The 13,668-nt window shown below is 73.1% G+C and carries 15 protein-coding genes; 11 read left to right on the top strand and 4 right to left on the bottom strand.

The features are described 5' to 3' along the window. Positions 1-79 precede the first annotated feature (79 nt). Positions 80-730: a TetR/AcrR family transcriptional regulator gene (locus G3I60_RS24445; RefSeq protein ID WP_138353959.1), complete on the bottom strand. Its 651-nt coding sequence runs from the start codon at positions 728-730 to the stop codon at positions 80-82. A 217-nt stretch (positions 731-947) separates the two neighbouring features. On the opposite strand from G3I60_RS24445, the gene G3I60_RS45665 reads away from it, so the two are divergent. From G3I60_RS45665 to G3I60_RS24400, 10 genes are all read left to right on the top strand, one after another. Further along, complete coding sequence (locus tag G3I60_RS45665; protein WP_343241963.1) at positions 948-1,196, top strand: hypothetical protein; 249 nt, start codon at positions 948-950, stop codon at positions 1,194-1,196. Continuing rightward, positions 1,115-1,324: a hypothetical protein gene (locus G3I60_RS24440; protein ID WP_164295899.1), complete on the top strand. Its 210-nt coding sequence runs from the start codon at positions 1,115-1,117 to the stop codon at positions 1,322-1,324. The genes G3I60_RS45665 and G3I60_RS24440 overlap by 82 nt, the downstream gene beginning before the upstream one ends. Before the next feature lie 9 nt (positions 1,325-1,333). Beyond that, a complete protein-coding gene (locus G3I60_RS24435) occupies positions 1,334-1,615 on the top strand; it encodes a hypothetical protein (protein WP_164295897.1) in 282 nt (93 codons plus the stop codon). 181 nt (positions 1,616-1,796) lie between these two features. Then, positions 1,797-2,789 carry a dihydroxyacetone kinase subunit DhaK gene (gene dhaK, locus G3I60_RS24430; protein ID WP_138353961.1) on the top strand — a complete coding sequence of 331 codons (993 nt, stop codon included), beginning with the start codon at positions 1,797-1,799 and terminating at the stop codon, positions 2,787-2,789. A 147-nt stretch (positions 2,790-2,936) separates the two neighbouring features. Next, positions 2,937-3,602, top strand: coding sequence for a dihydroxyacetone kinase subunit DhaL (gene dhaL, locus G3I60_RS24425; protein WP_164295895.1), 666 nt, complete (start codon positions 2,937-2,939; stop codon positions 3,600-3,602). Continuing rightward, a complete protein-coding gene (locus G3I60_RS24420; RefSeq protein ID WP_138353963.1) occupies positions 3,599-4,006 on the top strand; it encodes a PTS-dependent dihydroxyacetone kinase phosphotransferase subunit DhaM in 408 nt (135 codons plus the stop codon). Before dhaL ends, G3I60_RS24420 begins: the two co-directional genes overlap by 4 nt. A 191-nt stretch (positions 4,007-4,197) precedes the next feature. Next, positions 4,198-4,854, top strand: a complete 657-nt coding sequence (locus G3I60_RS24415) for a peptidylprolyl isomerase (protein ID WP_164295893.1) — start codon at positions 4,198-4,200, stop codon at positions 4,852-4,854. Positions 4,855-5,007: 153 nt separating this feature from the next. Further along, on the top strand, positions 5,008-8,772 hold the full coding sequence (locus G3I60_RS24410) for a helix-turn-helix domain-containing protein (protein WP_164607717.1): 3,765 nt from the start codon (positions 5,008-5,010) through the stop codon (positions 8,770-8,772). A gap of 177 nt (positions 8,773-8,949) precedes the next feature. Then, positions 8,950-9,834 (top strand): C40 family peptidase, encoded by an 885-nt coding sequence (locus tag G3I60_RS24405; RefSeq protein WP_164295889.1) that lies wholly within the window; start codon positions 8,950-8,952, stop codon positions 9,832-9,834. A gap of 74 nt (positions 9,835-9,908) precedes the next feature. Then, positions 9,909-10,298: a hypothetical protein gene (locus G3I60_RS24400; RefSeq protein WP_138353971.1), complete on the top strand. Its 390-nt coding sequence runs from the start codon at positions 9,909-9,911 to the stop codon at positions 10,296-10,298. 89 nt (positions 10,299-10,387) lie between these two features. On the opposite strand, the gene G3I60_RS24395 is transcribed toward G3I60_RS24400, so the two are convergent. Both G3I60_RS24395 and G3I60_RS24390 read right to left on the bottom strand, forming a co-directional pair. After that, positions 10,388-10,825: a heme-binding protein gene (locus G3I60_RS24395; protein WP_164295887.1), complete on the bottom strand. Its 438-nt coding sequence runs from the start codon at positions 10,823-10,825 to the stop codon at positions 10,388-10,390. A 76-nt stretch (positions 10,826-10,901) separates the two neighbouring features. Beyond that, positions 10,902-12,146: an MFS transporter gene (locus G3I60_RS24390; protein ID WP_164607714.1), complete on the bottom strand. Its 1,245-nt coding sequence runs from the start codon at positions 12,144-12,146 to the stop codon at positions 10,902-10,904. Positions 12,147-12,300: 154 nt separating this feature from the next. Between G3I60_RS24390 and G3I60_RS24385 the strand changes: the two genes are divergently transcribed. Beyond that, positions 12,301-12,759 carry a MarR family winged helix-turn-helix transcriptional regulator gene (locus tag G3I60_RS24385; protein ID WP_138354026.1) on the top strand — a complete coding sequence of 153 codons (459 nt, stop codon included), beginning with the start codon at positions 12,301-12,303 and terminating at the stop codon, positions 12,757-12,759. A gap of 58 nt (positions 12,760-12,817) precedes the next feature. Here the strand turns inward: G3I60_RS24385 and G3I60_RS24380 are convergent, their stop codons facing one another. Then, positions 12,818-13,255: a cupin domain-containing protein gene (locus tag G3I60_RS24380; protein WP_164607712.1), complete on the bottom strand. Its 438-nt coding sequence runs from the start codon at positions 13,253-13,255 to the stop codon at positions 12,818-12,820. Positions 13,256-13,668: the final 413 nt, after the last annotated feature.

Raw genomic sequence — 13,668 nt, 5'->3', positions numbered from 1 at the left:
GTCCCTGCGGCGACGGCGCACAGACTAGAACGCGTTCCAGTAATTCGGAAGGGCTAACACCGGGCGGTGGGTTGCCCCGTCACTCGGCGACCGGCGCGGGGCAGGACGGCTCGAAGTCCTGGATCGCCAGCAGGGTGTCCCGCAGCATGCGCACCAGCAGGGACCGCACCACGTCCCGCTCCAGCCCCTGGTGGCCGAGCCAGTCCAGGGTCACGCCCTCGACGCACGACAGCCATCCGACCAGCGCGGTGCGCGCGACCACCGGGAGCTCCCGGTGCCCGTACGCGCCTTCGGCGATCGCCGCGAGCAGTTCCTCGCGCACCGCGTCGCGGACCGCGTGCACCTCGGCGTCGAAGCCGACACCGCCGCTCACGATCGTGCGGTAGGCGGCCTGGTTGTGCTGGGCGTAGCGGAGATAGCCGTCGACGGTGCGGTGCACGCGTTCGGCGCGCGGCAGGTCGGCGGTGCTGGAGGCACGCACCACGAGCTCCTCGACCGACTCGCGCACGATGGCGAGGTAGTAGCCGCGCTTGTTCTTGAAGTAGTAGTAGATCAGCCCTTTGGCGACGCCCGCGTGCCGGGCGATGTCGTCCATGGACAGGGCGTCGTACGAGGTGTTGGCGAACAACTTCCGGCCGGTGGCTATGAGTTCGGCTCGCCGCGCCAGGGACCGGTCGGTGCCGCGCGGTCCTCGTGGAACGTCCGTTCCACGCTGTTGACTATTATTCAAAATCGGGCCTACTCTCCAACTGCCACAGGATTTCCGCAGTATGCCAGAAGGCCGCCGGGCGTCACCGCCCTCCGCCGGGTCCTGTCGCGGCACGTCCCCGCACGCCTGATCACCCGCACCTCCTGATCACCCGCACCGCCGCACCGGCCGGGCATCCGCCGCCGGTGGGGTCCGCTGGACCCGCCGGTACGTCAGCGTCAACGCGCTGATCCTGTCGGTGCTCTCGTTCGCCGCCACGAACCTCGGCGGTTTCCTGGTCGGCATGCTGCTCGGGATCGCCGGGAGCGCGATGGGTCTCGGCTGGATCCTGGACGAGCCCGTGGCGCCCGGCACCGCCGCGGAGGGCCGGCGGAAGGGGCGGAACCGAACCCCGGATCCGGATCCGTGCCCGGCGCGGCAGGCGGTGCTACGGGCAGTACCGGCGGCCGGGCGCTCGCCGTCGCGCTGCCGGCCGTCCTGCTGGTGATCCTCGCCGGCGCCGGCGCCGCACCGGTCCGTTCCGCCGACAGTGCGTCGGGCGCGCCGCGGGCCGGGTCCCGGCCGCCGACGGTGACGACGAGCCGCTTCACCCCGAACGGCTTCGCGCTCTCCTAGGTGACCACCGTGCCCACCGCCGGGGGCCCGCTGAAGGTCATGGTCGTCAGCATGGCGTCGGCGTCACTCACCGACGACCGGCTGTCCACCCACGACGGTCCCGGCCGGTGGCTAGCCCTGAGCGCGGACCGGCTCGATCTCAGTGGCAACGTCCTGCTGTACCTCACCCGGCTCAGCGGCTGCGTCGAAGGCGTCTTCTGCGTGACCTTCACCCCGACAAGCTGCCGATGCTGCCCGTCATCCCGCCCGGCGTCTTCCTCACGCGCGTGGAGGCGGAGCAGGCCCTCGTGACGTCGGACAGCATCGTCGCGCGGTCGCTGCGCCTGCGGGCGGAGCCCTCTCCGCCATAGGTCGTACGGGGCGGGCGCCGCGCCGGGCCCGCCGCCGGGGTGCCTTCGCCAGGCCCGGTACGTAGGCTGCCAGCGTGCACAGTGGACGCAACGACAGCTGTTGAAGCGGAGGGCCGCACCTCATGAAAATGCTCATCAACGTGGCCGAAAGCGTGGTCGCCGACGCTCTGCGCGGCATGGCGGCCGCCCACCCGGAACTGATCGTCGACGTCGAGCACCGGCTGATCGTGCGACGGAACGCGCCCGTCGCGGGCAAGGTCGGTCTGGTCTCGGGAGGCGGCTCCGGGCACGAACCACTGCACGGCGGGTTCGTCGGACGGGGCATGCTCGACGCCGCCTGCCCCGGCGAGGTGTTCACCTCGCCCGTGCCGGACCAGATGGTCCGCGCTGCGGCCGCCGTGGACAGCGGCGCGGGCGTGCTGTTCATCGTCAAGAACTACACGGGCGACGTGCTGAACTTCGACATGGCGGCCGAGCTCGCCGAGGACGAGGGCGTACAGATCGCCAAGGTCCTGGTCAATGACGATGTCGCCGTCCTCGACAGCCTGTACACGGCCGGCCGGCGCGGTACCGGCGCGACGCTCTTCGTCGAGAAGCTCGCCGGCGCCCTGGCCGAGGAGGGCGCACCGCTGGAGCGGGTCGAGGCGCTCGCCCGGCGGGTCAACGAGTCCTCGCGCAGCTTCGGCGTGGCGCTCAGCGCGTGCACGACCCCCGCCAAGGGCAGCCCCACCTTCGATCTGCCCGCCGGTGAGCTGGAGCTGGGCGTCGGCATCCACGGCGAGCCCGGCCGCGAGCGGCGCGGGATGATGACGTCGGGCGAGATCGCCGATGTCGTCGTCGACGCGGTGGTCGAGGACCTGCGGCCCGACGCGCCGGTGATCGCCCTCGTCAACGGGATGGGCGGCACCCCGCTGCTGGAGCTGTACGGCTTCAACGCGGAGGTGCACCGGGCGCTGGCCGAACGCAAGGTACCGGTCGCCCGCACCCTGGTCGGCAACTACGTGACGTCCCTCGACATGGCCGGCTGCTCGGTGACCCTGTGCCAGGTGGACGAGGAACTGCTGCGGCTGTGGGACGCCCCGGTCTCGACGCCGGGCCTGCGCTGGGGCTGCTAGGTGTATTGACCCGCGCAAACAACCCTGCGGGTCAATACACCTGGGGCGCGGCCGCGAAGCAGCCTTTGTGCTGGTGCCGCTGATCGCGGCCGTGACCCAGGCCCTGCCACCCGCGACTCCATGGACACGCCCCGTAGAGAGGACCGCATGAACGCATCCACGGCTCCCGGCCCGGTGATCGACGCCGACTTCCTGCGCCGCTGGCTGGCGACGGCGGCCGCGGTCGTCGACCGCGAGGCGGACCGGCTGACCGAACTCGACTCCCCCATCGGCGACGCCGACCACGGCAGCAACATGCGGCGCGGTTTCACCGCGGCGCACGCGGCGGTGGAGCTGGAGCCGCCGCAGACCCCGGGCGGGGTGCTCACCCTCGTGGGCTCGCAGCTCATCAGCACCGTGGGCGGGGCTGCGGGCCCGCTGTACGGCACGCTGCTGCGCAGGGCGGGCAAGGCGCTGGGCGACGGCACCCCGGCCACCCCCGAGGAGTTCCGCGACGCCCTGCGCACCGGGGTCGAGGCGGTCGGGAAGCTCGGCGGGGCCGTATCTGGCGACAAGACGATGCTCGACGCGCTCGTCCCGGCGGTCGAGGCGCTGTCCTTCGCGCTCGACGCGGGCGCCGGGCTCGCGGACGGCCTCGCCGCCGCCCGGATCGCCGCGGACGAGGGCGCGGCGGCGACCGTGCCGCTGCAGGCCCGCAAGGGTCGCGCGAGCTATCTCGGCCCGCGCAGCATCGGACACCAGGACCCCGGCGCGACCTCGGCCGCGCTGCTGGTCGCCGCGCTCGCGGACACCGCGGCGGAGGCGGTCGCATGAGCGACGGCCTGGTCGGCATCGTCCTGGTGTCGCACAGCGCGGCGGTCGCCGAAGCGGTCGGCCTGCTCGCGACGGGGCTGGCCGGCGGCGGCGCCGTCGCGCGCGTCGCACCGGCGGGCGGCACTCCCGACGGTGAGCTGGGCACCAGCTCGGACCTGATCGCGGCGGCGGCGCACTCCGTGGACCAGGGCGCCGGGGTGGCGGTCCTGGTCGATCTGGGCAGCGCCGTGCTCACCGTCAAGGCGATGCTGGCCGAGGAGGACGAACTTCCCCCGGACACCCGGCTCGTCGACGCGCCCTTCGTCGAGGGCGCGGTCGCCGCGGTGGTCACCGCGTCCGCCGGGGCGGACCTGGCGGCGGTCGTCGCCGCGGCCGAGGAGGCGTACACGTACCGCAAGGTGTGACCGGCCGCCCGGCGGGCCTCCCGCGCGAGCGGGCGGCCCGCCGGGCGCACCGGTGCGGGGGGTACGGAACCCGCGCGGGGACGCACCGGTTTCGGCCATCACGTCCCACCGGGCCCATGCGGCGCTTAGCCCCCACCAGATCGGGCAGGCATGGTGCGGCCGTGTCAGGTTCCGATCCGGAGGGTCCTCGTATGAAGCGCAAGCAATGGGCTTTGCTCACCGCCGCCGCTGTTCTCCCGCTGAGCCTGACGACGGCCGCGGCGGCCGACGATCCGCCACCGGTGCCCGCCCCCTGCGCGTACACCGCGGCCGTCCCCGCCGACAACTTCAAGGGGATACCGGTCTTCGACGCACGGAAGGCCGCGAGACCGTACAGCGCGACGCTGAAGACCAGTCAGGGCTCCATCACCGTCAAGATGCTGACGGACAAGGCCCCGTGCACCACGTACTCGTTCCGGTTCCTGGCCGAGCGCGACTACTTCAACCGTTCGCACTGTCACCGCCTCACCACCCAGCGGCTGTACGTGCTGCAGTGCGGTGACCCGACGGGCACCGGCAGCGGCGGGCCGGGGTACTCCTTCCCCGACGAGAACCTGACGGGCGCCACCTACCCGGCCGGGACGCTGGCGATGGCCAACGCCGGTCCGAACACCAACGGCAGCCAGTTCTTCTTCGTCTGGAAGGACACCAAGCTCTCCCCCGCCTACACCCCGTTCGGCAAGGTCACCGCGGGGCTCGACGTCCTGCAGAAGATCGCCGCGGCCGGCGAGGACGACCAGAACGGCCCCGGCGACGGCTACCCGGCCCTTCCCGTGGACATCAGGAAGGTGCAGATCAGCACCAGATGACGGCGGGACCGGCCCCGGCACTCCGGGGCCGGCACCACGCCCGGGCTGTCCGCCACCATCTCCCGCAGCCATCTCCCGCAGCCATGCCCATTGGTGACCAAGTATCACGATCCCACCTGTAGCGTGGTGATCCGGATCTCCGCGGGAGTACGCATGGGTGGACCGGACGAAACGTCGGCGCACGGACCGGCCGGATTCGGGGCGGAGCTGCGCCGGCTGCGGGGTGCGCGCGGGCTGTCGCTGACGGCGCTCGCGCAGCGGATCCACTACAGCAAGGGCTATCTCAGCAAGATCGAGAACGGCGGCAAGCCGCCCACCCCCGATCTGGCCCGCCGGTGCGACGAAGAGCTGCTGGCCGGGGGCGCGCTGGCGCGATTGGTCCCCGAGGTGCCACCGGCCAGGACACCGGAAGCGGACGACCCGCGGAACGCGGTGTGCCCCTACCCGGGGCTCGCGGCCTTCCGCCCGCAGGACGCGCGGTGGTTCTTCGGCCGGGACCGGGCCACCGCCCAGTTGCTGGAACAGCTCGCCGGCCGGATCGGCGGCGGGCCGCTGGCGGTGATCGCCCCGTCCGGCGCGGGAAAGTCCTCCCTGCTGCGCGCCGGGCTGGTACCCGCGCTGGAGCGCGGTGCACTGCCGGTCGCGGGATCCCGCGGCTGGCCGGTGGTGGTGTGCACGCCCACCCCGAACCCGCTGAAGGAGCTGCTGCGTTGTGTGACCGAGGCGCTGGGGACCGGCCTGAGCGTCACCCCTGAGGAGCTCGAGGAAGGGCCCGGCCGGCTGGCGGAGATCCTGCGCCCGGTCCTCGGCACGGCGCGGCTGGTGCTGCTGGTCGACCAGTTCGAGGAGACGTTCACGCTGTGCGCGGACGAGGCGGAGCGGCACGCCTTCGTCTCCGTGCTCTGCTCCGTCTCCCGCGCCGCGTCCGGCTGCGGGGAGCCGCCCGCCACGGTGGTGCTGGGGATGCGGGCGGACTTCTGCGGGCGCTGCCTCGAACACGAGGAGCTGGCGGCGGTCCTCACCCACGGGCTGTTCGCGCTGGGCCCGATGACCGCGGCCGAACTGCGGGAGGCCGTCGTCCGCCCCGCCGAACGGGCCGGGCTCGCACTGGAGCCGGGCCTGGTCGAACTGCTGCTGCGGGACCTGGAGGTGCGAGGCGCCTCCCGTGGGACAGCGTCCGGCGCCCTTCCGCTGCTCTCCCACGCGCTGCTCGTCACCTGGCAGCAGCGCAGCGGCCGCACGCTGACCGTGCACGGGTACGAGATGACGGGCGGCATCCACGGCGCGATCGCCCGGTCGGCCGAGGAGGTCTTCGGCCGGCTGCAGCCGGCCGAACAGGACCTCGCCCGGCGCATCCTGGTCCGGCTGGTGCACGTCGGCGACGGCGACGTGGAGTCCCGGCGCCGGGCGGACCGCGATCCGCTGCTGGCGCAGCTGCCCGACCGGCGGGCCGCCGAGGCGACCCTCGACGCCTTCGTCCGGGCCCGGTTGCTGACCGTCGACCGGGACGCAGTGGAGATCACCCATGAGGCGCTGCTGCGCGCCTGGCCCCGGCTGCGCGGCTGGATCGACAACGACCGGGCGGGGCTGCTGACCCATCAGCAGCTCGCCCAGGCCGCGGGCGAGTGGGTGCGGGAGCGGCGCGACCCCGGGCTGCTGCACCGCGGCAACCGGCTGGCCGTCGCGCGGGAATGGGCGGAGCAGACCGACGGCCGCGCGGAACTCGGCCCGCACGAGACGGAGTTCCTGGACGCGAGCCTGGCGGAGGAGCGGAGCCGCCGGACCGCCGCGCGGCGGCAGGCCACGGTCCAGCGGCGGCTGCTGGTCACCCTCGCGGCGCTGCTGGTCGTCGCGGTCCTCGCCGGAAGCCTGGCGTTCCAGCAGCGGTCGCGTGCCGTCGACGAGCGCCGGGTCGCGCAGTCGCAGGAGATGGCGGTGCGGTCCGGCGCGCTGGCGACCGGGCAGCCGGAGGCGTCCATACTGCTGGCCGCGGCCGCGTACCGCACGGCGCCGACCACCGAGGCGCGCGGCGCCCTGCTCAGCACGCAGTCCCAGTACTTCGCCGGCCGGCTCAGGGGCCACACGGGACCGGTCAACGCGGTCGCGTTCAGCCCGGACGGCCGGCTGCTGGCCTCGGCGAGCTCGGACGGCACCGTACGGCTGTGGTCCGTCGCGGACCACCGGACGGTGGCGGCCCTCACCGGCAACGGCGCTCCGGTGCGTTCCGTCGCGTTCAGCCCGGACGGCCGGCTGCTCGCGTCGGCCGGCTCGGACGGCACCGTACGGCTGTGGGGCGTCGCGGACCACCGGGCGGCCGGGACCCTGACCGGTCACAGCGGCGGCGTCCGGGCGGTCGCCTTCGCGCCGGACGGCGCGACCCTCGCGTCCGGCGGGGCGGACGGCACCGTCCGGATCTGGGACGTCGCGGGCCGGCGCCTGCTGACGACGCTGACCGGCCACACCGACCAGGTGCTCTCCGTCGCCTTCGCCCCGGACGGGAAAACCCTCGCCTCGAGCAGCGCCGACCGCACCATCAGGCTCTGGGACGCCGTGGGCCGGCAACCGCTGACGACCCTCACCGGCCACAACGACGAGGTGCTCTCCGTCGCCTTCGCGCCGGACGGGAAAACCCTCGCCTCCGGCAGCGCCGACCGCACCGTCCGGATCTGGGACGTCGCGGAGCAGCGGCCGCTCGCCACTCTCACCGGCCACAACGACGACATCAACGCGGTGGCGTTCAGCCGGGAGGGTACCGCTGTCATCAGCACCAGCGGCGACGGCACCGCCAAGCTCTGGGACACGGCGACCCACCGGGTGACCGCCACCCTCGCCGGACACACGGACTACGTGCTGTCCATCGCCGTCGGGCCGGGAAACCTGCTGGCCACGGCGGGGTTCGACCAGTCCGTGGTGCTGTGGGACCTGGGCAGGTCCGCGCTGACCACGCGTCCGTTCGCCGAGCTCTGGCAGTCGGCCTTCTCCCCGGACGGACGGCTGCTGGCCTCCGCAGGGGCGGACCGCACCGTCAAACTCTGGGACGTCACCCACCGCCGGCGGCTCGCCGACCTCACCGGCCACGACGGATCCGTCTTCGCCGTCGCCTTCTCCCCCGACGGACGACTCCTCGCCTCCGCAGGGGCGGACCGCACCGTCAAACTCTGGGACGTGGCGCGGCACCGGCTCGTCACGGACCTCACCGGCCACGACGGATCCGTCTTCGCCGTCGCCTTCTCCCCCGACGGACGACTCCTCGCCTCCGCAGGGGCGGACCGCACCGTCAAACTGTGGGACGTGGCGCGGCACCGGCTCGTCACGGACCTCACCGGGCATCAGGACTTCGTGAACACCGTCGCGTTCAGCCCGGACGGGCGGACGCTGGCCAGTGGCAGCGACGATCTGACGGTGCGGCTGTGGGACGTGGCCGGACGCCGGGCCGGCGCCGTGCTCCGGGGGCACAGCGGTTCGGTGCGGGGCGTGTCGTTCAGCCCGGACGGCCGGACCCTGGCCAGTGGAGGCAACGACGGCACCGTACGGCTCTGGGACCCGAGCGGGCCCGGCGCCGACGGCCGCACCGCCGGACTGTCCGGCCACAGCGGCGCGGTGCGCGCGGTGGCCTTCAGCCCGGACGGCCGGACGCTGGCCGGCAGTGGCAGCGACGGCACCGTACGGCTGTGGGACACCGGCGGGTGGCGGCTCACCGCCACTCTCACCGGACACAGCGGCGCGGTCTGGGGGGTCGCCTTCGACCCCCGGCAGCCGATGCTGGCCAGCAGCAGCAACGACGGCACCGTGCGGCTGTGGAACGTCGATGTGCGGCAGCGCGGCGCCGAGATCTGCCGGCTGGCCGGAGGGGCGGGCCGGACGCGCTGGGCGCAGTTGCTCCCCGGCGTGCCGTACCGGCCCGTCTGCCCGTCATGACAGCGCAGGCCAGGGCCGATCAGCGCTGATCAGAGCTGTTTCCCCAGGTGTTTCCCGTTTCCCGTCGGATCGGGCGACGGGCGGGTCCTCGACACCGACCGGCCCGCCGCACAGGCTCGGAGGGCAGCAACCGAACCGCAGCGACCGGACTTTCGGCGGGACGAACGGGGATCACGAATGCGACACACCCGGCACAGGATCAACAGGATCACCAGGGCGGCCACCGCCCTCTGCGTACTGGCGCTCAGCGGATGGGCGTCGGTGTCGACCGCGCAAGCGGCCCCGTCGGCCCCGGCGCGGGCCGCGGCGGCGGCCGGCACCTGCGACGTACTCGCGCCGGGCGCCTCGGCGGTGGCGGAGAAGGCGGTACGGGCGGCCTGCGGGCAGATCGGCGTCTGGTACTCGTGGGGCGGTGGCCACGGTGCGCAGCCCGGCGCCACCTACGGGCAGGTGGACCCCAGCGACCCCGCCAGCAACCACGACCCCGAGCGGCGCGGTTTCGACTGCTCGGGGCTGGTGCGGTTCGCCTACGCCCAGGCCACCGGGCAGGACATCCTCAACGGCACCTCCCGGAGCCAGTTCAACACCACACACGCGTCGGCACGCTTCAGCGCCGCCCAGGGCACCGCACCGCTGCGCCCCGGGGACCTGCTCGCCTACGGCAACGGCGGCGCGATCCACCACATCGCGGTCTACCTCGGCGCGGGGAAGATGGTCGAGGCCCGGCAGTCGGGCACGCACGTCATGGTCAGCGACGCCCGGGTGGGCGGCGACTACGCCGGAGCGGTCCGGATCGACGGCGCCGCGGCGCCGGGCGGCGGCTTCAGCACCTGGGGCACCGACGTCTGGACGCACGCCGACGCGTCCACCACGAGCGCGCGGGTGTACAAGTTCGCGGGCCCGACCTCGGTGAAGATCAGCTGCCAGAAGCACGCGCAGTCCGTCACCGCCGAGGGCTTCACCAACGACGCCTGGTCCTATCTGCCGGACTACCGCGCGTGGATCACCAACATCTACATCAAGGGTCCCGCCTGGCTCGTCGGCGTACCCACCTGTCCGTGAGGGCGTAGCGCCGCCCCGGACCTCACGTTCCACCTCACCCCACGCACCACCCGCACCCATCATCTGGAGGAGTCATGTCCGCACGCAGCAGGTTCGTCCTCGCGCTGGCCGCCACCGCTCTCACCGCGGGGCTGACGGCGGCCGTCCCCGCCTCGGCCGCGCCCGCCGCACCCGCCCCGCACGCCAGGGCCGCCGCCGACTGCAGCATCTGGGCGGACGGCCGCCTGCACTGCGGGAACGCGGCCGGAGCGAAGGGGTACGCCGACCGTTCGTACAATTCCGCGGTCAGGGGACAGCTGAACTCGACGTTCAGCTGGTTCCAGTGCTGGGGCCACGGCGACCGGCACGGGGGCGGCAACGACATCTGGTACTGGACGCAGCTCGACAACGGCCAGTGGGGCAACGTGCCGGCCGTGAGCGTCAAGACGCCGGTGGACCCCGCACCGGGCCTGCGCGAGTGCTGAGCTGACGACCCGCCGGCCTCCGGTCGGCGGACGGCACGGTGGTCCGCTCCTGATCCGGGGCGGCCCACCGTGCTGTCCGCCGGCAGAGGTCAGGCCACGTCGCCGAGGGCGCGCAGCGCCGTGACGGCGATGCCGTGGTCCTGCTCGGGGGCGCCGCCGCCGAGGCCGATCGCACCGATCAGGCGCCCGCCGCGGTGGACGGGCACGCCGCCCGCGATGAACAGCAGCGGCCGGTCGAGGGCGGTCGGCAGGGTGTGGAACGGGGCGCCGGGCTGGACCGCCTCGACCAGGTCCGCGGTCGGCGCGTTCAACTGCAGGGCGGTGAACGCCTTGCGGGTGCTGGTCTCGCCGGAGATCAGCACCGCGCGGTCGTCGCGCCGGAAGGCCAGCAGGTGCCCGCCGGCGTCGAGGACGCTGACGCTGACCGGTACTCCGGCGGTCTCCGCGGCCGCACGGGCGGCTTCGACGAGGGTCTCGGCGTCCTGGATGGTCAGCGGGAAGACAGCGGTGGGGGTGGTGGTGCTCATGGGGTGGTTCTCCTCAGTGGGGTGGTGCGATGACGGGGCGGGGCGGGTGGGGTCCCGCGGTGGGAAACGGGATGGTTCAGAGGTGGGCCGGAACGGACACCGGCTCCCGCTCGACGGTCGGCGTGGGCGCGGCGGAGGCGGCGGGCACGCTGTCGGCGGTGAGCCGGCCGCGGGCGGTGGTCCGGCGCTCCAGGGAGCCCGACACGATCGCGAGCACCAGCGCCGCGGCGGCGAGCGCGCCGCCGACCCAGTTGGGCGCGGTGTAGCCGAGGCCCGAGGCGATGACGATGCCGCCGAGCCAGGCCGCGAGGGCGTTGCCGAGGTTGAAGGCGCCGATGTTCACGGCGGAGGCGAGGGTCGGGGCACCGGCCGCCTGGTCCAGGACCCGCTTCTGCAGCGGCGGGACGGTCGCGAAGCCCAGGGCGCCGATCAGCAGGATGGTGACGGCGGCCGCGACCTTGTTGTGGGCGGTGAAGGTGAACAGCGTCAGGACGACCGCGAGGGAGCCCAGCGTCACGTACAGCATGGGCATCAGGCGGCGGTCGGCGTACCGGCCGCCGATCAGGTTGCCGCCGACCATGCCGAGGCCGAACAGGACCAGCAGCCAGGTGACGGAGGTGTCCGCGAAGCCCGCGACGTCGGTCATCATCGGGGTGATGTAGGTGATGGCGGCGAAGACCCCGCCGAAACCGAGGACGGTCATCGCCATCGCGAGCAGCACCTGGACGTTGCGGAAGGCCGCCAGCTCGTGGCGCAGCCGTACGCCTTCGGGCCGGGGCTGTTCCGGCAGCAGCTTGGCGATGCCGAGCAGGCCCAGGACGCCGAGGCCCGCGACGACGAAGAACGTGGTGCGCCAGCCGAAGTTCTGGCCCACGAGGGTGCCGAGCGGTACGCCGACCACGTTGGCGACGGTCAGACCGGTGAACATCATCGCGATGGCTCCGGCCTTCTTCGCCGGGGCGACCAGGCCGGCCGCGACCACCGCGCCGATGCCGAAGAACGCGCCGTGCGCGAGGGAGGCGACGATGCGCCCGGCGAGCATCACACCGAAGACCGGGGCGACCGCGGAGATCACGTTGCCCGCGATGAACAGGCCCATCAGCAGCATCAGCATGCGCTTGCGGGAGATCCGGGTGCCGAGGACGGTCATCAGCGGGGCGCCGAGCACCACGCCGAGGGCGTAGCCGGTGACCAGGAATCCGGCGGTCGGGATCGTGACGCCGTAGTCGGCGGCGACCTCGGGCAGGAGCCCCATGATCACGAACTCGGTGGTGCCGATCCCGAAGGCCCCGATAGCGAGGGCCAGGAGTGCGAGAGGCATGGGGTTCACTTCCCAGTAACGTTGCGAGTGCGCCTTACGGGACCTCACAATAATTGCAGACGCGTTTCATTGCAAACGCGGGCTATCGCGGTAGTGCTCTATCCTGTGCTGTATGCGCGCTCACGCCCGCACCTCGCCGCAGAAGGGACCCTCCATGACCGCCACCGACCCCGCACTCACCGGTCTCGCCCAGGGCTGGTGGGCGCTGTCGCTGCTGCACGGCCGGATCGAGGCGCACATCGAGCGGGCGCTGCAGGCGGGCCACGACCTGAGCGTCCGCGAGTACTCACTGCTCGACGTCCTCAGCCGCCAGCACGACGGCGAAGGCGGCCACCTGCGGATGCATCAGGTCGCCGACTCCGTCGTCCTCAGCCAGAGCGCGACCACCCGGCTGGTCTCCCGGCTCGAGGACCGCGGGCTGCTCTCCCGCTATCTGTGCCCGACCGACCGCCGCGGCATCTACACCAACGTCAGCGAGGCCGGTCTGAAACTCCTCGCCGAGGCCCGCCCGACGAACGACGCCGCCCTGCGCGAGGCCCTCGACGAGGCCGCGAAGAACCCCGAGCTGACCCCGCTGGCCAACGCCGTCGAATCACTGGGCGCGCCCGCCTGAACCGCCCGGGAGCGCTCCGGGGCGGGCGGCCCGCCCCGGAGCACTCACCTCACCCCGGTCACTCCAGCGTGAAGTCCTCGAAGTCGAACCCGGGGGCGACGACGCACGTCACGAGAACCGGCTCGTCGCCCGCGGGCTCGGCGGACTGCCAGAACCCGCCGGGCACCAGGAACTGCGGCCGCTCCCCGTTCTCGACCCCGCTCCCGAGCACCGCCTCGACGGCCCCGGCCCCGTCCGGGTGCTCGCCGTCGCCGCCCAGCCGCATCCGCAGCGGGCCGCCGCGGTGCCACAGCCACAGCTCGTCGGAGCGCACCCGGTGCCACTTCGAGACCTCGCCCGGGTGCAGCAGGAAGTAGATGCCGGTCGCGAACGCCCGCGGCCCCGGATACCCGGCGGGGACCGCCTCGCCGGGGGCCTTCCAGGTCTCCCGGTACCACCCGCCCTCGACATGGGGTTCCAGACCGAGCAGCGCGACCAGTTCAGAGATGTCCGTCATGGACCCAGCCTCTCGCACTTGACGCGGCATGGGGCCGGCGCGCACAGGCAGCATCCGGGTCGAGGTGGCCCGACGGGGATACGTCGGCACGTGCAGCGGATGGACGCGGCTGTCACGGCCCGTTCCGGTCACCGGACCGGGCAAGGAGGGGATGTGCCGCCGAGCGGTGCAGCAGCGATCACCACTCAGGTCGTGCCTCCGCACCAGACCGCCTGGCCCACGCGACGCAGAGACTCAGCAAGATCGCGCCACTACACCACTGCGCGGGACGCAACCGAGCTCCGCAGGATTTGACGCGCGATCATATGTGCCGTTCGTAACCCGCGTTGATGGTGTGACGGGATGTTCCGGCGGCGGAGAACCCGTGACGGTCCGGGGGCCTCGCGGTGACGCGTTTCGCGCTACTTTCTGAT

The sequence above is a fragment of the Streptomyces sp. SID13666 genome, assembly GCF_010548325.1.
Lineage (GTDB): Bacteria > Actinomycetota > Actinomycetes > Streptomycetales > Streptomycetaceae > Actinacidiphila > Actinacidiphila fildesensis.
Note: the sequence above shows the minus strand (reverse complement) of the source record. Positions and strands in the feature narration are given on the sequence as shown.

Bases quoted from the DNA above. Each gene is read 5' to 3' on its own strand.
- G3I60_RS24405 (WP_164295889.1), top strand. From the start codon at position 8,950: ATGCGACACACCCGGCACAGGATCAACAGGATCACCAGGGCGGCCACC.
- dhaL (WP_164295895.1), top strand. From the start codon at position 2,937: ATGAACGCATCCACGGCTCCCGGCCCGGTGATCGACGCCGACTTCCTG.
- dhaK (WP_138353961.1), top strand. From the start codon at position 1,797: ATGAAAATGCTCATCAACGTGGCCGAAAGCGTGGTCGCCGACGCTCTG.
- G3I60_RS24390 (WP_164607714.1), bottom strand. From the start codon at position 12,146: ATGCCTCTCGCACTCCTGGCCCTCGCTATCGGGGCCTTCGGGATCGGC.
- G3I60_RS24415 (WP_164295893.1), top strand. From the start codon at position 4,198: ATGAAGCGCAAGCAATGGGCTTTGCTCACCGCCGCCGCTGTTCTCCCG.
- G3I60_RS24400 (WP_138353971.1), top strand. From the start codon at position 9,909: ATGTCCGCACGCAGCAGGTTCGTCCTCGCGCTGGCCGCCACCGCTCTC.
- G3I60_RS24420 (WP_138353963.1), top strand. From the start codon at position 3,599: ATGAGCGACGGCCTGGTCGGCATCGTCCTGGTGTCGCACAGCGCGGCG.
- G3I60_RS24395 (WP_164295887.1), bottom strand. From the start codon at position 10,825: ATGAGCACCACCACCCCCACCGCTGTCTTCCCGCTGACCATCCAGGAC.
- G3I60_RS24410 (WP_164607717.1), top strand. From the start codon at position 5,008: ATGGGTGGACCGGACGAAACGTCGGCGCACGGACCGGCCGGATTCGGG.
- G3I60_RS24385 (WP_138354026.1), top strand. From the start codon at position 12,301: ATGACCGCCACCGACCCCGCACTCACCGGTCTCGCCCAGGGCTGGTGG.
- G3I60_RS24380 (WP_164607712.1), bottom strand. From the start codon at position 13,255: ATGACGGACATCTCTGAACTGGTCGCGCTGCTCGGTCTGGAACCCCAT.